At 47.4% G+C, this 20,801-nt stretch carries 15 protein-coding genes and 2 tRNA genes; 7 read left to right on the top strand and 10 right to left on the bottom strand.

Annotation, left to right across the window (positions count from 1 at the left end; genetic code table 11):
- Positions 1–72: 72 nt before the first annotated feature.
- Positions 73–618 carry a hypothetical protein gene (locus tag HQK80_06390; protein ID MBF0221843.1) on the bottom strand — a complete coding sequence of 182 codons (546 nt, stop codon included), beginning with the start codon at positions 616–618 and terminating at the stop codon, positions 73–75.
- A gap of 586 nt (positions 619–1,204) precedes the next feature.
- Here HQK80_06390 and HQK80_06395 point away from each other — a divergent pair.
- From HQK80_06395 to HQK80_06410, 4 genes are all read left to right on the top strand, one after another.
- On the top strand, positions 1,205–3,013 hold the full coding sequence (locus HQK80_06395; GenBank protein MBF0221844.1) for a hypothetical protein: 1,809 nt from the start codon (positions 1,205–1,207) through the stop codon (positions 3,011–3,013).
- 122 nt (positions 3,014–3,135) lie between these two features.
- On the top strand, positions 3,136–5,217 hold the full coding sequence (locus HQK80_06400) for a response regulator (GenBank protein ID MBF0221845.1): 2,082 nt from the start codon (positions 3,136–3,138) through the stop codon (positions 5,215–5,217).
- A 156-nt stretch (positions 5,218–5,373) separates the two neighbouring features.
- A complete protein-coding gene (locus HQK80_06405; GenBank protein ID MBF0221846.1) occupies positions 5,374–6,192 on the top strand; it encodes a PhnD/SsuA/transferrin family substrate-binding protein in 819 nt (272 codons plus the stop codon).
- On the top strand, positions 6,167–7,114 hold the full coding sequence (locus tag HQK80_06410) for a hypothetical protein (GenBank protein ID MBF0221847.1): 948 nt from the start codon (positions 6,167–6,169) through the stop codon (positions 7,112–7,114). Before HQK80_06405 ends, HQK80_06410 begins: the two co-directional genes overlap by 26 nt.
- 56 nt (positions 7,115–7,170) lie before the next feature.
- On the opposite strand, the gene HQK80_06415 is transcribed toward HQK80_06410, so the two are convergent.
- Together HQK80_06415 and HQK80_06420 are read right to left on the bottom strand one after the other, a co-directional pair.
- Entirely contained in the window at positions 7,171–7,569 is a 399-nt protein-coding gene (locus HQK80_06415; protein ID MBF0221848.1) for a response regulator, read from the bottom strand.
- A gap of 25 nt (positions 7,570–7,594) precedes the next feature.
- On the bottom strand, positions 7,595–9,307 hold the full coding sequence (locus HQK80_06420) for a thiamine pyrophosphate-binding protein (GenBank protein MBF0221849.1): 1,713 nt from the start codon (positions 9,305–9,307) through the stop codon (positions 7,595–7,597).
- Positions 9,308–9,457: 150 nt separating this feature from the next.
- On the opposite strand from HQK80_06420, the gene HQK80_06425 reads away from it, so the two are divergent.
- Positions 9,458–10,549 carry a sulfotransferase gene (locus tag HQK80_06425; GenBank protein ID MBF0221850.1) on the top strand — a complete coding sequence of 364 codons (1,092 nt, stop codon included), beginning with the start codon at positions 9,458–9,460 and terminating at the stop codon, positions 10,547–10,549.
- 22 nt (positions 10,550–10,571) lie between these two features.
- Here the strand turns inward: HQK80_06425 and HQK80_06430 are convergent, their stop codons facing one another.
- From HQK80_06430 to HQK80_06450, 5 genes are all read right to left on the bottom strand, one after another.
- The gene (locus tag HQK80_06430) at positions 10,572–10,742 is read right to left on the bottom strand and encodes an SDR family oxidoreductase (GenBank protein ID MBF0221851.1); all 171 of its coding nucleotides are present in this window, start codon (positions 10,740–10,742) and stop codon (positions 10,572–10,574) included.
- A gap of 556 nt (positions 10,743–11,298) precedes the next feature.
- Positions 11,299–12,162: a hypothetical protein gene (locus HQK80_06435; protein ID MBF0221852.1), complete on the bottom strand. Its 864-nt coding sequence runs from the start codon at positions 12,160–12,162 to the stop codon at positions 11,299–11,301.
- Positions 12,122–12,955, bottom strand: a complete 834-nt coding sequence (locus tag HQK80_06440; GenBank protein ID MBF0221853.1) for a citrate synthase — start codon at positions 12,953–12,955, stop codon at positions 12,122–12,124. The genes HQK80_06435 and HQK80_06440 overlap by 41 nt, the downstream gene beginning before the upstream one ends.
- Positions 12,956–12,963: 8 nt before the next feature.
- Complete coding sequence (locus HQK80_06445; protein MBF0221854.1) at positions 12,964–15,090, bottom strand: TonB-dependent receptor; 2,127 nt, start codon at positions 15,088–15,090, stop codon at positions 12,964–12,966.
- 561 nt (positions 15,091–15,651) lie between these two features.
- Positions 15,652–15,727, bottom strand: a tRNA-Asn gene (locus HQK80_06450).
- Between the two features lie 130 nt (positions 15,728–15,857).
- On the opposite strand from HQK80_06450, the gene HQK80_06455 reads away from it, so the two are divergent.
- Positions 15,858–15,935 (top strand) — tRNA-Pro (locus tag HQK80_06455).
- 342 nt (positions 15,936–16,277) lie between these two features.
- Positions 16,278–18,356, top strand: coding sequence for a hypothetical protein (locus HQK80_06460; protein ID MBF0221855.1), 2,079 nt, complete (start codon positions 16,278–16,280; stop codon positions 18,354–18,356).
- Positions 18,357–18,472: 116 nt separating this feature from the next.
- Here the strand turns inward: HQK80_06460 and HQK80_06465 are convergent, their stop codons facing one another.
- Together HQK80_06465 and trpD are read right to left on the bottom strand one after the other, a co-directional pair.
- Positions 18,473–19,627 (bottom strand): ATP-binding protein, encoded by a 1,155-nt coding sequence (locus tag HQK80_06465; GenBank protein ID MBF0221856.1) that lies wholly within the window; start codon positions 19,625–19,627, stop codon positions 18,473–18,475.
- A 98-nt stretch (positions 19,628–19,725) separates the two neighbouring features.
- Positions 19,726–20,781, bottom strand: coding sequence for an anthranilate phosphoribosyltransferase (gene trpD / locus HQK80_06470; GenBank protein MBF0221857.1), 1,056 nt, complete (start codon positions 20,779–20,781; stop codon positions 19,726–19,728).
- Between the last annotated feature and the right edge of the window lie 20 nt (positions 20,782–20,801).

Here is a 20,801-nt window from a genome sequence, read left to right on the forward strand (position 1 = left end):
CAAATCGTCATCAACCTGATTAAGAATGGTTATGAAGCCATGGATAGCCCGGATCTTTCAGAGAGAAAACTCTCAATTGCAACAGCCTTGCAACATGGCTCCCCGGCCCAGGTTGTCAAATAATGCATCACCAGCTGGAGCCCTGAAATCTTCAATCATCAAATGTATCTGGCTATAATTAGTGGAAAAAGTGTGCGAAACGGCAACCCAATTGCCATTAGAAATTGGCAAGTTAGTTACCCCTGGGTAATTATTAGTGCCAAGTAGCCATGTGTGGGTACCATTATTTCTAATACCGTCAGGGTCAATTCCGACAAACCCCCCGCCATTGGTTGATGAACCAACAGGTGAAAAATAGTCAAATTCGAGCGTGAAGGTACCAGGCACAACAACATCAATAAAACTAGACATCGTGAAGGCATCACCAGCACTATAAGTCGAACTAAAACTCAGGGCTTTATTACCATTTGATTCAGTTACAATTTGTCCATGAGTTTCATTCCAATTAGTTAATCCTGATTCGAAATCATCCTCAAATAGTAATGTTGCACTAGCAACACCAGCAATGCCAACCAGGAATAACCCAGTTGCCAATCCTACTAAAAGTTTCTTATTCATTTCTTCTCCTTTTCCCTTGTTTAATATTTCTACTGTTTATCTTAAAATTATCTATTTTCAAGATGTCTTACGGCCTTCATAAGCGAAGATGCTAATTTGACTGAACATACAACTACGTTAATAACGCAATTTTCATACCGGCACAGGCAAAAAACTAATTATTAGCTAAAAAGTAATGCATAAGCAGGGATATAAACTGACAATACTAGTGGCTGTTGATTTGCTGATTTTACGGGGAAATTACGTATATTCGGATATTTTGTACGGAATGCCGGAAAAACGGAGGGAAGCAATCATAATGCTGGACTAAAATTATCAGTCTTCTGAGTTAAGATTTGATGTTCTGCTCTTAAAAATCATCAAAGTTACGCTGTTCCATAAGCAGTTTGTCTGGAAGAATTGAAAATTAACAAAATAAGCTATTGTCCGTCTATTTCAACCTACATCATGCATGACTTACATATTTATCAGGCCATAAATTCCTTCTGCTTGCGAAAATGTCTGGTTTTGCATATCCTTTGTAATATTGGCGGGTTGCCCATCAAGTCATTAGTCTAATCTACCTGAAGTCTTCATGAGGGAAGAATTGTCACCTACATCATCCAGCCCCAGCCCAACTCCGTGGCGTCCAAGCATCACCATCTATTTCTCTTCCGTAAACTTGACTCTCCTCTGTCTTCTTTTTCCCACCATCAGCATCTTTTTTTTCTATCAGGTATCGACCTTTCGAGACAGCCAACTTGAGCGAACTATCCACCTCATGCAAGAGAACCTCCGGCATTACGGCATCGCCACCACCCGCAGTCTGGCTCTGAGCACTGAAGAGGCCCTGGCTGGCTATGACTATACTTTTTTAAACGACCTGCTCCATGCGGAAGTAAGCAACAACCCGGGACTTGTTTATGTCATGGTCGCAAACAACAAAGGAGAGATCATTGCCCATAATCAGCGAAATATGATCGGCACAGTCATGAGTGATAGCCTCTCCCTCCAGGCACAAGCCATTCTCCAAAATGATTTTATGCCTTTTAATTCTGCCCACTCCAATCAAAATAATTTGACATACAAAAGCATTACAGGCTCTGCAAAACAAAACAACCAACCCATTCCCGTCTTAGAGATTGTGATGCCGGTCCATAGCGGCAATGAAGTGACCGGCATCCTGCGCTGCGGCCTTTCCTTGAAAGAACTGGAAGATGAAATTAAAAAAACCCAGACTGAATGGGACCAGAAGATGTCTCAGTTCAAAAAATCATTTATCATAATCACCTTCATCTTCATTATTTTCGGTCTCATGGTGACCTCTTTTTTTAGCCGTTTTTTAATTCGTTCAACCAAGACCCTGAGTAATGGCGCCTACCAGGTGGCTGAAGGCGATTTGACCCATGAAATTTCCAGGGAAAAAATGTTTTGCCGCGAATTTGTCAGTTTTTCCGAGGTATTTAATGACATGACGCGCCGGTTGCGGGTTTCCCTGGAGGAGCTCGACAACTACAACCGGTCCTTAGAGCACAAGGTCAGCGAGAGAACCAGAGAGTTACGTGAAGCCCAAAGTGAACTCCTGCAGCAAGCCCATGAGGCCGGTATGGCTGAGATGGCGGTTGGCGTCCTCCATAATATCGGCAATGCCATCACCCCTGCTAAGGTTGACGCCGCTTTGCTGCAACGCCGTCTGCGAGACTCCGCTATTCGGACCAATCTGCCCAAGGCATTCGAAAAAATTCATGCCGCACTCGAACACCCGGGTCAACTCTCCGCTGAAGATAAACAGCGATTGCTAACAATTATCAAACTCCTGCCCAAAGGAATTATAGAAGAATATGACCAGGCAATCATAGAATTGAATAAAATTTGTACAAAGCATGAACATATAGAAGGAATAATCTGCCTGCAGATGAGATATGCCCGCCTTATAGGGGAAGAAGAGAGGATAAACCTGAACCGGGTTGTCAATGATGCCCTGACAATGTTGGCTGATTCGTTGACCCACCGTGCCATAACACTTGACGTTCAACTTGCCGAAATTCCACCAGTACGAATTGAACAAGCCAAGATGATTCAAATCGTCATCAACCTGATTAAGAATGGTTATGAAGCCATGGATAGCCCGGATCTTTCAGAGAGAAAACTCTCAATTGCAACAGCCTTGCAACATGGCTCCCCGGCCCAGGTTGTGTTGTCGGTCAGTGACACGGGCTTCGGCTTTGACCAGGAAGAAGAGAAAAAATTGTTTCAGTTCGGGTACACGACAAAGGTAACAGGGTCCGGGTTCGGTCTTCATTCTTGCGCCAATTTTCTCATTGCTCACAATGGCACCCTCTCCGCCTACAGTACTGGAAAGGGACAAGGGGCTAAATTTGTGGTAAAACTTCCAGCCATTACCGAAGAGTCATAAAGAACCCCTTTCCCCAGAGGGTATTTTGTGATACAAAAAAAATGTATCTATTCAGGTTGATGGGGCCTTCAGGTTGAAGGCTGTCAGCCAAAGCAACACGAAACATTCAATATTGGAACACCATGGTTGACACAAATCAAAAGATACTTGTCATTGACGATGACCAAGAGATATGGAAGGCCTATAAAAAGGTTCTTGAATACCGGAGTCTCCCAGAAACTTCCACCGGCAAGCAACTTGCCGCCCTGTTGACAGAAGGGATAAACACTCCTGGCCCAGAGTCCCCACACCAACCTCACTTTGAACTTAGTTACGCCTCCCAGGGCCAAAATGGCTATACAATGCTGAAAGAGGCTGCCGCCTGCGGCAGCCCTTATTCTGTAGCCTTCATCGATATCAGGATGCCTCCCGGCTGGGACGGGATGGAGACTGCCGCCCGCATCAGGCAGTTCGACCCCAATGTCGAAATTGTTATTGTCACGGCCTATACAGACCGTTCACGGGAAGAGATTGTCAGAACGGTAGGGGCGCCGGAAAAGTTGCTTTTCTTACGCAAGCCCTTCGACCCGGAAGAGCTTTTCCAACTGGCCCTCTCTTTAAGTGAAAAATGGCGGCTCGGTCATATGGAGGAAATAGCCAGGGCCGCCCTGAGCGAGTCTGAAACCCGGTTCCGCTGCTTAGTTGAAACAACTCCTGATTTTGTCTGGGAAATGGACATTCAGGGAAAGTACATCTATTGTTCTCCGGCCTGCGAAAGGATTTACGGTTTCCGGCCTGACGAGTTGATGGGACAACCATTTTATACAAAATTACTGCCGCAGAACAGGGCCGAGGGCTACCGAAAATCCTTTGAACAAGGGTTAGTAGACTTTGATTTTCTGGCAGGAGCACAGGGCCACTGCTGGCAGAACCGAGACGGTTCCGAGGTGCATATCGAATCAAGCGCCACCCCAATCATCGATGAACAGGGCCAACTCACAGGATTCAGGGGGATTGACCGCAATGTTAGCGAGCGCAACAGGATCCTTGCCGAGAAAAAAAGTCTTGAAGAACAGTTCAGGCAGGCCCAGAAGATGGAAGCCCTTGGCACCTTGGCCGGCGGTATTGCCCATGACATGAACAACCTCCTCACTCCCATCCTGGGCTATGCCGAGATGAGCCTTATTGACGTTCCACCGGACACCCCCTTGTTCAATGGCTTAAAAACTATTTCCCAAAGTGCCAGCAAAGCCGCAGACCTTATCAGCCAGATCCTGATCTTCAGCCGAAAAAAGAATTTTACCCCTGCCATTCTTGAGCTGAATACTGTTATTCAGGAGTGCACTAAAATGCTCTCAAGAATGATCAGAGAAGACATTGATCTCCAATTTACATTGACGGAGCACTCCTGGCCGGTCTTTGTTGACAAGGGACAGATAGAGCAAGTTCTGATCAATCTGGTGGTCAACGCCCGCGATGCAATCCATGGCAACGGTACAATTGTCGTGAGCACCGCCAACGTTTCAATCCCACCTGACCAGATGATAACGGACACCAACAAGAGTACTTTTTGCGGTGATTATGTGGTCCTTGCTGTTCGTGATACAGGGTCGGGCATAGAATCGGAGATCCTTGAAAAGATTTTTGAACCATTTTACACCACCAAGGAGGTGGGAAAGGGCACGGGTCTGGGTCTGGCGACGGTGTATGGTGCCATCCATGAATTTGATGGCCATATTGTTATCGACAGCACCCCCAACCAGGGAACAACATTTAACCTCTATCTGCCCCGCTCACAGGATGGGCCTCGACAAAAGGCGCCTGAGGCAATAAGTCCAGCTGTCGTTGGCGGCACAGAAACCATCCTGGTCGTTGAGGATGACCCGACCGTTCAGCGTCTGGCTGTAGCCGTTTTACAGGAACTAGGGTATCTGGTTTTATGCGCCGACAACGGTATTTCGGCACTGACAGAATTTGATTCTGCCGATGGCAACATCGATCTTCTCGTCTCTGATGTGATTATGCCCCTGCAAAACGGTGGAGACCTGGCGGCAACCCTTAGAGAAAGGAGTCCTGACCTGCCAGTACTTTTTTTCAGTGGCTACCCCAAAGACATTGCCCCACAGCATCTGTTGAGCTCTTCAAACACCAGTTTTATCCAAAAACCTTTCAGTACCCGCGACTTTGCCGCAAAGGTCCGAGACATCCTCGACTGGAAGCAATAATTGTTTTTTTAGGCGCACCTCAATTGACAGAGTTAGTAAAAAGAACTAAGTTGCAGCTACTGTTATTTTGACGAAACCTCCACTACAGGCAAGGTTAAGGTGTTTGTAGGATGGAGAGGAATAATCATCTCGCGTCAAGCATTACCCCTGCGTATCATGACAAATCGCCTCCCACTCCTTGCTTTTGCAATTATTCTTGGTCTGCTTGTCTTCCTGGTCGGCAGCTCAGGTGACCTAAGACACGGCTTTGCAGACCGTGGGGAAAAATTCTATTACTTCAATCCTGACTCTCCCCAAAGTAATATGTCCCGCTTAAAGGTAGAGATGGATTCTTTCCTCAAAGAGGCAAATTTCGCCTTCTCGTTTACCCCTTTTGCCCGTTTTAGTGATTTTGATCGTCTCAGCAAGGTTGTGCCACCAAATTTTGTTCTGTTGCCCCAGTGGTATTTTGAGGAGAACCGGGAAAAGATGCAATTTATCCCTCTCCTCATCCCAACCCGTAATGGCACCACCTCCTACCGGAAATTATTACTCACATCTAAAAACTCGGACACCACGCTCTCAACCCTTTCAAAAAGGACCATCGCCATGACCTTTCTGGGAACCGATGGCTATTCAGGTCTGGGCAAGCTGCTTCTTGCCCAGCACCACATAAACGTCAATGATGTTAACATCATCGTGACCCCCAAGGATTCAGATGCACTTTTCGCGCTGGTCCTGGGCCAGGTCGACATGGCTCTGGTGAGTGAAGAGAATTTAGCAAGTATTGGCAAGGTCAATCCAATAATTTCGGAATCAGTTCGGACCTTGACAGAAACCATCCCAATATCCCTGCCGGTATTGTGTTATAGAAAAGGAACAATAACGCTAGAAAAAGTAGAAGAGATGAAAAAGCTCTTTTTAGGAAGTAATAAGAAAGCAGTCGCAATCATGGACATATTACAATTCGATGGCTGGCAAGAATATTATAATTAGGGTGGCAATCATCCTCCTGTTTTGGCTCTTTGTCGTTCCTTCCGGGGCAAAAGAGCAGACCTCTATTGCTGTCCTTCTCAGCAGCTCTGAGGATATCTATGCCGAGACAGCAGCCGCCTTTGCTTCTGAGGTGGGGCTTCCTGTGCATATCTATAATCTGCAGGGTGATGTGAAAAAAAACCCAGACCTCAAGAAAGAACTCTTCGCCGATAAGCCCAGTCTGATTTTTGCCTTGGGGGCCAAAGCTGCCTATGTCGCAAAACTGTGGACAAAGGATACGCCGGAGATCAAGGTCATTTTCTCAATGGTTCTCAACTGGCAACAGTACCATCTCCTTGAGGGTCAGGACAATGTTGCCGGCATTGCCGCCGAAGTCGCACCCGGCACCCAGTTTGTCAACCTGACCACGATCATGCCAAAAATCAAACGGATTGGGGTTATCTACAGTGAAGAGAACTCAAGCCAGATTATTGCCGACGCCAGGCAGAAAGCACGGGTCCTTGGCGTGGAGCTTGTGGCAATTCCCATCGACCGTCCCGAGGCCTTCCAAACGGCCTACAAAAAGATCCGTTGGCAGCTTGATGCCTTCTGGGTCCTTAATGATCCGATCACATTCAGCCTTGAAAACATGGCATGGCTGGCGGAAAAATGCATCAAGGATCGGTTAATCTGCCTTGGTCAGTCGGAAAATATTGTAAAACAGGGATTATCCATCTCGGTTAACACGGAGTCAAGAGACATCGCCAGTCAGGCCGCCTCACTGGCACGAAACATTCTGCTCGGCAGCCAGAATGTGAAAGAAATAGGGGTGATGCCACCCTTGGGTACTAATATTGCCATCAACATCAAAACCATCGGCAAAATTGGTGTCCAAATAGATCAACTCACCCTTAATATGGCCACCACGATTTTTGACGAGTAGTCCCCAAAAGAGCGCTCAAAGTCTGTCCGCAAAGAAAGAAGCTTGCTCTCCTCGCCCTACGCCAACAAACCAAGTTCCCGAAGCTGGCCTTGAAGTACGCCGGTAGTGACCGGTTTAGTCAAATAGGCGTTACATGCCCCTCTCCCGTATGCATCAACAATATTGCCGCTGTCGGCCAGTGCCGTTATCATAACCACCTTGACCCGATCAGCGGCGGCAATGCCGGTACTCACCTCAATTTCGCGAATCTTCGTTAAGGTCTCTTGACCGCCAAGTTCAGGCATCATAATATCGAGACAAATCAAGTCATATGGTTCCTGCCGAAACAGAGCTTCTTGAAATTTATCCACCGCTTCCACACCATTCATTGCCTCATGGGTGGTCCCGTAACCTGACATCACATCCTTCAACAATTCACGACAAATCGACTCATCTTCAACAACAAGTGTTTTCATTCCGTGCATCCTCCCCATAGATTCACTACCCAAAATGTTTATCAACTGTGGCAATTCTGCTGTGAATAGGCGGCACAACCAGATCATCAATCCACACATCCAAGACCGTTGGTCTACCGCAAGCAATAATATCATCAATCAATTCCTGGCTCAGGGGATTGTCCATATCAATCCGAATGCCTCTTGCTCCGAGCCCTTCCGCTACCTTTACGAAATCCACCCGTGTAAAACGGGACGGCAATCCTTCCGGTATCGGCTTTTTAAAGAGCCGACGCCCATGATACACCATCCCCAACATGGCATTATTAAAAACCACCCAAATAACCGGCACCTTATGCTCAACTGCGGTGGCCACCTCAAACCCATTCATCAGAAACGAGCCGTCACCCACCATAGCCACCACCGTCCGGTCTGGCACCGCGAGTTTAGCGCCAACCGGCGCCGCAACGGCATACCCCATTGAACCAAATCCCAACGAGACAAAAAAAGAGTAGGGCTTACAAATGACCATGTGGCGGATGGCCCAGGCCATGGTAGTGCCGATATCGGCAAAATAGATGGTGTCGGCGGGGCAATAGTGCTGCAGTTCCATAACTAAGCGCTTGGGATGGTAGAGATTTTCTCTGGTACTGATATCCTCCTTAACGATGGAGTGCCTCGCCTTGATTTTAGCAAGGTTCCCTGCCACATTCTCAGATGACCGTGCCGTACTCCTGGCCGATCGTTCATCCACAATGGCCTTGCTGAGCTCTTTAAGGTTCATGCGGGCATCACCGACCAGACCCACCGAGGCACAGTAATTCCGACCAATTTTCTCAGGATCGATATCAATGTGGATAAGATGGTCAGCTGGGCCGATCCGCTCATCCCATCCACTGGTCATCATCTCGCTAAAACTGGTACCAACCCCCAGGAGAACATCAATATCTTCTCCGGTAATATACTCTTTTGCCACCGGGTTTCCGGCAAAACCGAGCACTCCAAGGGAAAGAGGGTGGTTTTCAGGGAATACCCCTTTGGCCTTTGGTGAGGTAGCCACCGGCACCTGAAGGAGTTGGGCCAATTCAAGGAGTTCATAGGCGGCCCTTGACATTACAACACCCCACCCGGCAATAATAACCGGTCGTTTGGCCTTAACCAACAATTGGGCCGCCTTTCGGACCGCTTCCTCATCAAAGAGCCTGGTTGTAGACAGAAGGGTACAAATCCCCTGGTCGGTAACATCTTTTTTCATTAAATCAGTGGGCAGATTCAGGTGGGTCGGCCCGGTCGGGCCGGTCATGGCCAGACGTACCGCCTTTTGCAGCATATACTGAGCCCGGCTCTCGGTAATCAGCATGCCGCTGTACTTGGTAAAATTTCGAAAAATATTGGTAATATTCACACCTTCCGCACCGGACTCCTGGATCGCCCCCTTTCCAAAGACCGAGATGGCAACCTGGCCGGTAAGGGCCAACACCGGAACGTAGTCGGCGGAGGATGAAGCCAGGCCGTTGATCAAATTCGCGGCACCCGGCCCGGCCGTCGCGGTACAAACACCAAGTCTGCCGGAAATCCTGGCAAAGCCGTCGGCCATAAAGGCCGCACCCTGCTCATGCTTGGCGATAATTGGTTTAATACCCGCCGTATTTTCATAGAGGGCCACATTAAGGTCTTCAATGGCCCCACCCGGAACCCCAAAGATATATTTGACCCCGAAATCACCCAACAACTTGATCATTAAGTCTGCAGTATTCACGAATGCCTCTCCTTTGTGGTAATTTTCCTTTTTCCCACATTTATCTTCACATAACTACCAGCAGCTGGTAAATAGTTTTTCATCATTTCCCCCCCAGTTTTTTTCACAGCACATGCTATTGAGATGCTCTACCACAAAGGAGCAGTTATTATGTTTACGTTTTATTATCGATCAGTTATCACCAGCTGGAAGATCTATGGTCTTGGCAAGGTTTTTTTTGCCCACTTAATCGGTGAATTCTTCTTAAGAAGTATTGCCTTTACTTGTCTAGCCCTGGACAACATTTTTTTCCCTGATTTCCAAAAGAAAAAGGTTGTCCGGCCCATCTTTATCATCGGCCATCCCAGAAGCGGCACCACCTTCCTCCACCACCTGCTCACCTCTGGAAAAAACACAGTGGCCTTTAAGGCCTGGCACCTGCTCTTTCCGGCGCTTTGCGCCCGAGTCCTGCTTAAGCCCCTGGTTAACTCACTGGTAAAAAAAGGGAAAAGCGAAATCATGCCGGACTGGACCGGCCACCAGATGGCCCTGGAGAAGACCGACGAAGAAGAGATGCTCTTCCTGCATACCTACGACACCCAGTTTATCCCCATCGGCATCCTTGGCTTTGATGACCGGGAGTATCCGGAACTTCGTTATAATGACCAGCAACCTTACGAATACAGGATGAAGTCCATGCGCTTTCTGGACGGCTGCTTCAAGCGGCAAATCCATTACACCAGCAAGCAGCAGATCATTGCCCAGACCCACTTTTCAACCCACCGGCTTAAGACCATGCTGGAGTTTTACCCGGATGCCAAATTTATTTACATCCTGCGCAGCCCCTATCATGTGGTGCCATCCTACCTCTCCCTTCTACACAACTCCATCAAGTTCCGCTGGGGAATAGAGCCGGTGCCGGAGGAGATCCTGCAGCGCTATTACCAACGGCGTTACCAGGCCATCATCGATCTCTACCGCTACTTTGACACACTGCAAAAAAACAATAAACTCCCCTCAGATCGGGTTATGGTGTTGCCCTACGATCTGCTGATTTCAGATCTGACAGGAGCAGTACAAAAAATTGTCGATTTTACAGGAATCGAATTTGATGACCATCTCCGGCAGCAGGTGACTCAAAGGGCCGGCAGCCAGAAAAAATATCAAAGGAAACATCAAGTCATGGACCTCAAGGAGTTCGGGCTGACAGAAGAAATGATCACCAGGGATTTTGACTTTATCTTAAAAAAAAGCGAATCATAATCTTAGCTTCGCAGCGGATACTTTAATCGGCAGAGGGAAATGCCACTCCCTGCTGGGCGTACCCCCCGTCAAGATCGACAACCGCCCCTGTCATCCAGGAGGCCTGATCAGATACCATAAATCCGGCAAGTTCGGCAATATCCTCTGCCCTGCCCACCCGACCGAGGGGATGATATTGCCCGAAACCAGCCATGAGTTTGGCCGACTCTTCCTTTCCAAATCTTTGCGCATGGTCGCCTGTCCCAAGGCTCCCTTAATTACACTGTACAGGGGCAAGCCAAGCATATGACGGCTGGCGGCGGCCGAACCGATATTGACGACAATCCCCTTTGAAACCTTTAAATATGGGAAGGCGCGAACAGTGAGTTCAAGCGTGTTGGTCAGATTGGCGTTAATCCCGGCTTGCAACTGCGCGTAGGCCATATCCTGTAAAGGCATGGGCACAATTGAAGGCCTGCTCAGTGCATTATTGACCAGGATATCCAGCCCGCCATGCCTTTCGTCAATCAGTGCGAGCAAAGGCGCAATTGTTGATTGGTTGTCGATATCAAAACAGCACGGAAAGGCTTGTCCCCCGCACTTAACTATTTCCTCCGCTACCCTTTCCGCCGAGGCCAATGTGCGACTGGTAATTGCCACGCGGGCGCCAAGACTGGCAAGGTGAAGGGCGATTCCCTTGCCGATCCCGCTTGAACTTCCTGTGACCAGGGCTATTCGGCCATGTAACTTTTTCATCAAAGTTCCCTTTCTTACTCTCTTGCGGGAAGTGGTCTTGGCGCAATACCCTGGTAATCAATATCATTGCATTGCAGCGGGAAAAATGCCTCAGGAGGGTTGTCAGCCGCCTCGGCATAACAGGCATGAACACCGGAATTCACCATCATGCTAGATATTCGATATATTTCTGTAGCATTAAAGCCTAAATCACAAAGAAAAGCCGTAAGGTATCCAGCTAAGTTCATACTTTCGTTGAATTTTTCACCAATGACTGCCTCAAGTTCGAGTGCAAGTTTAAGATGATCTCCTTTGCCGAAGTCTAATTGCTTTGCAGTTCGTAACATTGCCGCGACGCGCTCATCTCCTTTAGCCACGGGACGCCCATACCCAACGATGTTTGGAGGAGAAGTCGGACGACGTTGATGTTTACTTATAATCTCCTCAGCTGAGAGGCCATTCTTGTGCATTTCCAGGGCCTCTGATATAAAATTTGTTGCCGCTAAAAGTGTGCCCGGCCCATACATATTTGAATCAGATGCAAGAGTCCCACTGCAAACCGCAGCAACTGGTGAACAGCGTAGTGTTCCAGCTAAACTGCCGATCTGATTACACCACACTCGGGCATCAGGCCAGCTCAGGCAAATAAAGAGTGCCTCAAACCAGTCTGCAATCCTACGCTCAGGCAAACGACCAGTAACATTAAGGATTAGAACCTGAAAAAACGTTGTGCTTCCCACCAGATCATCCAACATGGAATAGCCGCAATTATAAACAGCCTCGCCAATTATCCAGCCGCCCCTCTTAGTGAGTATTCGACCCCGAAGGCTATCCCAGAAAGAGGTATCAACTCCCATGTTATTTCCCGGCGGCTTCATCAATAACGTAATTTTTTTCATCCAGAAAAGGCATGCTGGAGATAGGTTTGTTCAACATCTCCAGGCTATGAGCTAATAATCCAGGTGCACACATAATTTGATACAACCCGCCCCCCGCCCTTGGAGGCAAACCGAGGTCACAGAGAACAGCTCCAGCAAGACCTGTACTCAACCAACCCATTTCATGCGGTTTCAAAACATTAACAAAATCATTCCCCCACTTAATAGCAGGGCCACATGCAGACAATTTACTTAATATCAAGGATATTTCTTGAGCTAAAGGATCAATCCCACCAAAACGAGAGCCAAAACCTGGGGCAATATGCCAATCGCCATCACTCTCACCACCCTTTTTTTCCATCAAAAGAGTATTGGCAACCAAATCGGGAGACAATTTCATATTCTTCCGAAAAAATCGAATACTCTCCTCAACCTCTTCAGCCCCAAGGTGTTTACCGCTCAAAACAGAGAGAGAAATTGGCAAAAGATGTACTGGCTTTGTACGGCTCACAGCTGCATTCATCCCAGCCCTTGTGGCAGGATTCCTAGGACCGAGATTGATCAACGCAACCATTAATGTTTCTAAAAGCTTTCCTTGCGCTCGGGTCGGTAACTCGCCGGTAAAAAGAAGATAAAGCACGTCTACATAACCACGATTCTGAATAAGTTCCAATTGATCGTAGCCGTGGCATAGACATTTTTCGGCTAAATATGGGTTAGTGGAAGAAGGCAATTCATTCCAGATTTTTGTAACAGTCCTGACATTAAATCCTTCTGATGCTCTTTTCGCTTCCTTGATTTGTTTTCTTGCCATAACTTAGATTAATAGCTCCAGCGCACTTCCGCCCAGACTGCCCGGCTCTCCATTGGGTAGTCATTGGTAATATAGGCCCCGTAAGCTCCGGCACCGGCAACATACGGGCTAGACTCCCGGATATCCTCGTTAAAGAGGTTCCGTACCGCTAGGGCCAGATCCACACGGTCAAGGACATTGGTACGCCGCAGAGTCAGGTTGACAAGCTCATAATCTTCAATATCTGGCCGGGGATCGCCGCTGGCCCGGCGCCGACCGGCCACCCAGTAAAACTGGCTATCCAGAGACCAGTCATTGGCAAAGGTCCAATGGGGATTGACATACAATTGCTGGGAAGGGGCATCGTTGGTGAGCTCACCGGTTTGCCGATCCTTGGAGCGCTGAAAGGCGTAGTTACTGCTGACTCGTAAGCCCTCCGCTACCTGCCATTCGGCTTCCACCTCAAAACCTTGCCCCTCCTGGTCCTTATAATTCTGGGCCTGTAAGATGCCGGGCGTGGCCGGATCAGCGACATATTCAATCAGGCCGTCAATGGTGTAGGTAAAAAGGTTGAGCTTAGTGCTCAAGTTGGTGGTGGGCTGATAGTCAAAGGCCAACTCATAGGTGTCAATGGTCTCCGGTTTCAGGTTCGGATTCCCCTTTGCCTGAGCGTTGTTCTGGAAATACTGCTCGCCAAAACTTGGCGCCCGGTAGGCCCGGCCGTACATAAGCTTGGTGGTCAGGTCATAGCGGGTCTCCCAGACCAGAGCGGCCCTGGGATTGGTGGTGGAACCGAAATCGTCATAATAGTCATAACGCACCCCACCCGTCAGAGTCCATCGTCTGGCAAAGTTCCACTCATCCTGCACTGAGATATTCCAGAGTTTGCGGCCGTGGTCCTCCATAAAGTTATACGGCGTGTTCTTGATGTTAACCAGTGGTCCATACTGTACCGCTACGCCAGAGCCAAAGTTCTTAAACTGGTCCGTATCCGTGTCAAAAAACTTCCAGCCCAGAGAAACCCGCCAGAGATGATCGAGTAAGCCTTTATAAAGAGCAGTAGTCTCCAGGCCGGTGTACTTAGTTTCGGCAATAGGATTGCCCAACATATAGGCCGGATACGTTGGTGTGGTAAGCTCAAAAAAGTTATTGGATTTGTTGTAGACCGAATACAGCCGTAGGCTCAGATCCAGATCGTCGCTGAAAAACTTCTTATCCCGATACTCCAGATCACCCATAAAACCGCGACTGTCATTTCCACTGTTATAGGTAATCACCTGCGTGGCACCGGGTCCCATACCGGCATTTTCTTGCCAGTAACCATAGAGCTTCAGGCTGAAGTTGTCTTTACGCAAGCCCCAATGGGTGGTCACCAGATCATACTCGGTATCCAGATGACCGGGGGTGTTGGAAAAGGCGGAAGCCCCGATGGCGTCGAGATAGTCACGACCTACCACCCGGTTGTTGTCGCCGCTGGTCTTCTGGGTCTCCACACTGCCGTAAAGATCCCAGCCGGCGTAAATGCCGCCGTGCTGGAGCCAGAGATCCGAGGTGTTAAAAGAGCCATAGCGCATCCCGGCCTTAGTGCCGTCGATTTCAATGCCGTCCTTGGTAATCACGTTCACCGTGCCGGCAAAGGCGTCCGCCCCATGTACGGCCGAGCCCGGCCCCCGCACCACCTCGACCCGGGAGATCATGGCCACTGGCATGTGAAAAAGATAGGGACGGGTTCCTGTAATTGTTTCACTCAAAGGAATGCCATTGATCAGCAGAAGGACCTGGGGGTTGACACTGGTATGGATGCCGCGGACCGACCAGATGGAAGACATGTAGGCGGAATTGGAGGGGGCGACATGCAGGCCGGGCACGGTCTCCAGGATCTCATCCAAGGTGGTGGCCCCGATCTCTTCAATATCCTCCTTACTGATCACCGAGGCAACCGAAGGGGCCAAATGCACAGGGATCTGGGAGCCAGTGGCGGAAACCAGCAAGCGGTCGGCCCGATAGACATCCTCCTCTTGGGGACCACTGCCAAAGATCTTTTCAAAGGCGGAAATCTCTTCCGGGGAAACAGCTGACTGGTTGGATTTGGCTCCTGCAACCATTGGATAACTCCCTAATAAGATAGCCGCAGTCATGAGTAGTGCTTTTTTCATTATTTCTCTCCTCAATTGCTGTTGAGTAGGTCCGACTTTTACTGGGGGGTGAGCAAATTCAAATTTACAGGAAGAGAGGTCCCGGTATTTCAGATAGTCAAGTCATCTCCACCTTACAAAGAGTCTAGATGTCCAAAACAACTTAAGTCAAGATTTTTTATGAATAGAGTTGCCTGACAAGGACAACTAGCGCAGCCAGTAGACAACATAACAACCAACAAGACAGCGGATAATAGTTTTATGGAGTTCCTTATTCTCATAGAGAATTCCCATCCCATTCGTGGTTGGGATCTGATTACTCTGTTTAAGATTACCATGGGACAAGACACAAGCCCCCCGAAGAATGTAATTTCAGACAAAAAAATAACGAGAAGAATGCAATAACGAAAAATTAATATAATTTAGATCTGTCAGTTTAAAATATTTTCCACTAAACAGAGCGTTTTGAGGAGATTTTAGTCCAATTGGCTACAACATTTTTTGAGTTATTGCGGATGGCAAAAAGGTCACTTAAACAAAAAAAAAGGAGTTAACCGAAAACGGCTAACTCCCTATTTTTACTGGCTCCTCGAGCAAGACTCGAACTTGCGACAAGGTGATTAACAGTCACCTGCTCTACCAACTGAGCTATCGAGGAACACAAATTATCGCTCAGCAACAGCCGGGCAATATAGCAACTCAGAATTAAGTCGTCAACACTTTTAGAACAAAATTTTCCCTTGACGTTTGCAGGGGGATAAGCTATTTAGTCTACTTCTGTTTCGTGTCGGGGCGTAGCGCAGCCTGGTTAGCGCGCCTGCCTTGGGAGCAGGAGGTCGAGAGTTCGAATCCCTCCGCCCCGACCACACAACTAACCAATTATTAGAAGGGGTTACCGATTTAATGCGGTAACCCCTTTTTTTGTGGGGGAATTTCAAGTCTCCTTATAAAACAATCGGTTCCCGTCATCCATCCTTTCTTCGGGTTTTTCTGCCTCCAAAAATGCTGTTCAATAATTGACAGTTCGTTATTCCTTTGTCCTCAAAAACAAGCAATTTGCTGCAACTAGCTTCGGACAAGCAGCCAACCGAGCAGATAATCTCCATAATATCAGTATGTTATTTAGCACTACCAAAAAACAATAAAACTGGCGTTGATTTTGCTAGACAGTAGATTTCACACCGATTCCTACTTACTAGAGGACTACAATGCCGATCCAACCAGTCAGTCAGCGTCATGACCTGCCAATTCAAAAATATGTAAATCATGGTTCTGTCGCTATCCCCACCTTTGCCAACACCTTAGCCAAAGCTACCAATAATAATTCGATAGTGACAGCAAACCGCACAGGTGATTCCGCAGGGCCTAAAGATATAATTAAAGTCGGTCAAATATCTGTCCACACGCCCACTGTTTCACATATTCTTCGTAACAATGATGACTTTCGCAATAATTCCTGGCAGATCATTAACTCAGAGTTGAATAAGAACAAACAGTTCACCACTATGAAAGATGGGGATTTTCTCTCCATTAATCAGGAAACTAAAGAGCTGTTCTGGGAGAAAAAGCCTGCGGTTCAGCCAGAAACCCGTATCGAACGCATACAAAAATTTCTGGGAGGAATGCTCAAGGATGAAACCGCCAACGTTTCTCTGGGCACTCTAAGCAAAACTCTGCCAACCATCTCTCATGTGGTTAGAAATAACGAAAACATCAAGGGCTTTCACTGGGATATTATCCACGCAGATATAAACAAAAACAAACCATACTCAACTATTACTCAGGGCACCAGCGTTAGTATTAACCCCAAAACCCTGGAGTTGGTTTTTAAAGAGCCTCAGGAACTCAGAGAAAAAGAGAGATCTGTCTTTGAAAAAACAAAAGTCGTGTCTGTCGCTCAAAAAATTTCCAGGTCTGATATTTTAAAAATCAAGCTACAAGACTTAACACAAAACACCACCGGTCCGTTTATTTTGGGTACCTTATCCAAAGATCAAACCGTATCGCAACTTGTAAGAAATAATCAACACACCCGAGATTTATATAAAGAAATTGTCTATTCCGATACCAACAAAGACAAGCCGTATAATAATTTACAACCAGGCACACAGGTTTGTATAGATCCTGTAACTTTAGAACTGATTCTCAGCAGATCACTTCCAGATAGAGTGAAAAATAATTCCGCCGCTGAGGCCTGCCCGCCAGCCAAGACTGATAGCGTTTTATCAAAAAGTGAGCAGTTACAACAGTACGTTTCTAGCCTGGGGGATAACGATGGCCAACCAATCAAAATTGGCAGTTTAAGCAGGGAACTGCCAACTGTCTCACAACTGCTTAACAATGACCAACGCTTTACCGGACGCCACTGGGATATTATTTTTTCCAAGGCAAATCATGGCAAACCATTCCAGAGCTTGTTGCCGGGTACTCAAGTGAGCATTAACCCCGAAAACCTTGAGCTTTTACTGAATGTTTCTTCCGGCCCAGGAACATCCCCGCCAAAGCCATTAATGCAGCATAAAGCCGAACCTCCTCCAGAACAACCGTTACCATCACAACTAATACAAACACTACAACCCGTTTTAAAGGATGAACTACCACAAACCGAGACTCTACAGGCGTCATCGACCTATCAGCATTTGGCCACAGAGGATAAGGCCACGTTATTTCATGATAAACTCGTCTCGTCCGCTAAACAAATGATCGGAAGACCATCTAATGAAGTTGATAATTACAAACTTTTATTAAATGGCCTAAAAGAACAGGGGATTGAATACGAAGGAGAAAAAGGGCTTAAAGAAAATCTTGGTCAGTTGGCTTCACTGATGTGGCTTAACGAATCAACCTTCCATAACGTTAAAGGAATCGTAAAAATAGCCGGTGACACAATCTACACCAAAACCATTGAAAAAAATGCCACCCAGGAACAGATGGCAGATTTCACCCATAAAATGACTCGATACCTGGAAAACGGCCAGATTGTCACCTTGTCTACCCCCTCGATTGACCAGTCCGGGATAGTGTCAAATCGGCAGAAAGAGTGGACGCTGATAAATTCAAATACCATGCAAAATAAAATTAATTATTTCACTGGAAGCGCAAAAATGGTTCATGAAGCACCTCTCAATCAGAGAATAGCAGACCTGCACACCACAGCCTCAGCAAACAATGAAGATCTTACTGTAACGGTGAGTAAACTTGAGGAAAATGTACTTCGAAATATTGATTCCTTAGTCGATTCCCAGAAGAAAAACATGGGACTGCTCACAAAATTTCGCAAACCCTGATCCGGGCAAAAGAGTGGAAATTAAGTTACGAGGTTTCATGCACAACATTCTGCCACTGATTTAAACTTGGTCCGACTCTGTACATCTTAATAACCTTTTAATTCTTCCCCATTTCTTCAAAAAGGCAACTCCTTCTCCAGATGTTCAGGAGAACAGACAAAAATCCCTTTTTTTATTTCATAGGGTTCATCAACAGGGGCAACGACCCAGGCAGAGTCAGGCTGGATAGAATCTGTCAGTTCATAAAAACCACGAGATGGTTTCGGCGCTTTTGAAAGCTTACACTCAAACAGGTGGCGATGGCCGGACCGCTCTAAAAGCAAATCTATTTCAGCGCCGTTGGAAGTCCGCAAGAAAGAGGCCTGCCAGCGACTGTGACCATGAATGATATTTTCTATGACAAAACTCTCCCAGGATGCCCCAGCAACAGGATTCGCCAGAAGCGAGTCATACTCTTCAATATTTAGAAGGCCGTGAAGAATGCCACTGTCTCGCAGATAGATTTTGGGTGATTTCACCAACCTCTTTTTGATATTTGTCTCTGTTGGAGGCAGCAGGCGAAGCATATATGTCTGCTCCAGGATGGAGAGATATTTCTTCAGGGTGGGAATGGAAAGGTCTGCAGCTTCTGCCAGTTTTTGGTAGTTCACAGTCTGGCCGTGATAGTGGGCCAGCAGCAGCCACAACCGTTCAATAACCGGAATCGGGATATTAAAACCCAGGCTGGGGATGTCCCGCTCCATGAATGTTCGGATAAAATCCAGCCGCCAATCAAAACTGTCGGCGTCATTGGCCGCCAGCACACTATCAGGAAAGCCGCCCCGCAGCCAGAGATCAGGCCAGGAGGAAACTCCGACAACTTCCTTGAGTAAAAATGGGGTGAGATCAAGATAGGCAATCCGACCGGCTAAGGATTCAGTTGATTGCCTGATGAGGTCACGAGAGGCCGACCCCAGAATGAGAAACCGCCCAGGCCTGCGGTCTCGATCAATTTCAGAGCGGAGAACAGAAAAAAATTCCGGCAGGAGCTGAATCTCATCGAGACAGATAAGCTTGTCACGATGACGGTCGAAGAACAGTTCCGGCTCCCCAAGCTTGTTCCGGTCAACCCGGTCCTGTAGGTCAAGATAGACGGCAGAAGCAGTGTCAAGCACTGTTTTAGCTAAGGTTGACTTGCCGCACTGCCGGGGTCCGAGAATAGCCACAGCGGGAGAGCGGGCTAAAGCCCTGTGCAGATCATTTCCAGCGGCCCTTTGAATATATCCATGCATATCGATAACACCACTTTATGTTTTACATGGATACTATCACTTTCTCTGCTCAGCTGTCAAAAAAATAATCTATATCCGTTTTATCCTTTTTACCTCCATTAATTTTGAACTTTTTTCCACTGTTCAAGTTTTTCATGGGCAGCACCACTTTCTATGGCAGCTTTGCTTTTTATAACACCGTCTTTGATAGAGTCACAAATCCCTGTGATATATAAGATTGCCCCGGCATTTAAACAGGTAAAATCAATACAGGCTGTTGGGCCATTACCCGCTATAACGCTGACAAACCGATCTGCCTCGGTCTTGAGATCGTTAGTAGCCGATATCTCATGAAAACTGACACGTTTAACTCCTACTTCTTCTGGTGTTATACGATACTCTTTTATTGTCTCACCTTGAAACTCAACCACCATTGTTGCCCCGCACAGCGAAATCTCATCCATGCCATCCCCGGACGCATCATCCAAACCATGCACCACCATTCCTCGTGTATAGCCGATTTGTGACATTACCTGGGCGCTTGGCATAAGCAGCTTCTCGTTACCAACACCCCTCAACCCAATTGTCGGTCGGCATGGATTTGCCAGTGAGGCGGCAATATTCAATGTGGAACCAAAGCGGATCTGGCTTAAAATACGACCGAGAGCACCAGGATGAATATGGGGACTCATGCCATTAAAGAGGCCAATACCCGTCTCTTTGATACTCTTTTCAACCGTGGCGATGTCGCACTCAACATTAACCCCAACAGCCTCCATTATATCAACCGTACCGCAAAACGATGAAAGGGCCCTGGCACCATGCCTGGCCATTGTTACACCACAAGATGCCGCAACAATGGCCGCAGCGCTACTGACATTGAATGTTGATAGTTTATCCATTCCCGTGCCGGAATTTTCAACGATCGGGCCTCGAATAGTGCCGGACACATGCACCGTATCAAACTGGTCGATGGCCTCCCAGGCACCCGCGATTTCATGGACGGTTTCTCCTTTAGCCACGAGTGCCCCTAAAAAAGCGCCTTGCTGTAAATCTGGTTGTTCGTTGAGCATAACCTCACGGAACATTTCGTAGGTTTCACTGCGGCAGAGATCCTCACCTCGAATTAACTGTTGAATCTGTCCACCAAATTTTTGAATAGCATCATTGTTCATAGGATGTCCTTCCCTCTTTA

The organism is Desulfobulbaceae bacterium (genome assembly GCA_015231515.1).
Lineage (GTDB): Bacteria > Desulfobacterota > Desulfobulbia > Desulfobulbales > VMSU01 > JADGBM01.

Bases quoted from the DNA above. Each gene is read 5' to 3' on its own strand.
- HQK80_06465 (MBF0221856.1), bottom strand. From the start codon at position 19,627: ATGCATGGATATATTCAAAGGGCCGCTGGAAATGATCTGCACAGGGCT.
- HQK80_06410 (MBF0221847.1), top strand. From the start codon at position 6,167: ATGGCTGGCAAGAATATTATAATTAGGGTGGCAATCATCCTCCTGTTT.
- HQK80_06440 (MBF0221853.1), bottom strand. From the start codon at position 12,955: ATGGCAAGAAAACAAATCAAGGAAGCGAAAAGAGCATCAGAAGGATTT.
- HQK80_06405 (MBF0221846.1), top strand. From the start codon at position 5,374: ATGACAAATCGCCTCCCACTCCTTGCTTTTGCAATTATTCTTGGTCTG.
- HQK80_06435 (MBF0221852.1), bottom strand. From the start codon at position 12,162: ATGAAAAAAATTACGTTATTGATGAAGCCGCCGGGAAATAACATGGGA.
- HQK80_06400 (MBF0221845.1), top strand. From the start codon at position 3,136: ATGGTTGACACAAATCAAAAGATACTTGTCATTGACGATGACCAAGAG.
- HQK80_06390 (MBF0221843.1), bottom strand. From the start codon at position 618: ATGAATAAGAAACTTTTAGTAGGATTGGCAACTGGGTTATTCCTGGTT.
- trpD (MBF0221857.1), bottom strand. From the start codon at position 20,781: ATGAACAATGATGCTATTCAAAAATTTGGTGGACAGATTCAACAGTTA.
- HQK80_06430 (MBF0221851.1), bottom strand. From the start codon at position 10,742: ATGGCTGGTTTCGGGCAATATCATCCCCTCGGTCGGGTGGGCAGGGCA.
- HQK80_06425 (MBF0221850.1), top strand. From the start codon at position 9,458: ATGTTTACGTTTTATTATCGATCAGTTATCACCAGCTGGAAGATCTAT.
- HQK80_06415 (MBF0221848.1), bottom strand. From the start codon at position 7,569: ATGAAAACACTTGTTGTTGAAGATGAGTCGATTTGTCGTGAATTGTTG.
- HQK80_06460 (MBF0221855.1), top strand. From the start codon at position 16,278: ATGCCGATCCAACCAGTCAGTCAGCGTCATGACCTGCCAATTCAAAAA.
- HQK80_06445 (MBF0221854.1), bottom strand. From the start codon at position 15,090: ATGAAAAAAGCACTACTCATGACTGCGGCTATCTTATTAGGGAGTTAT.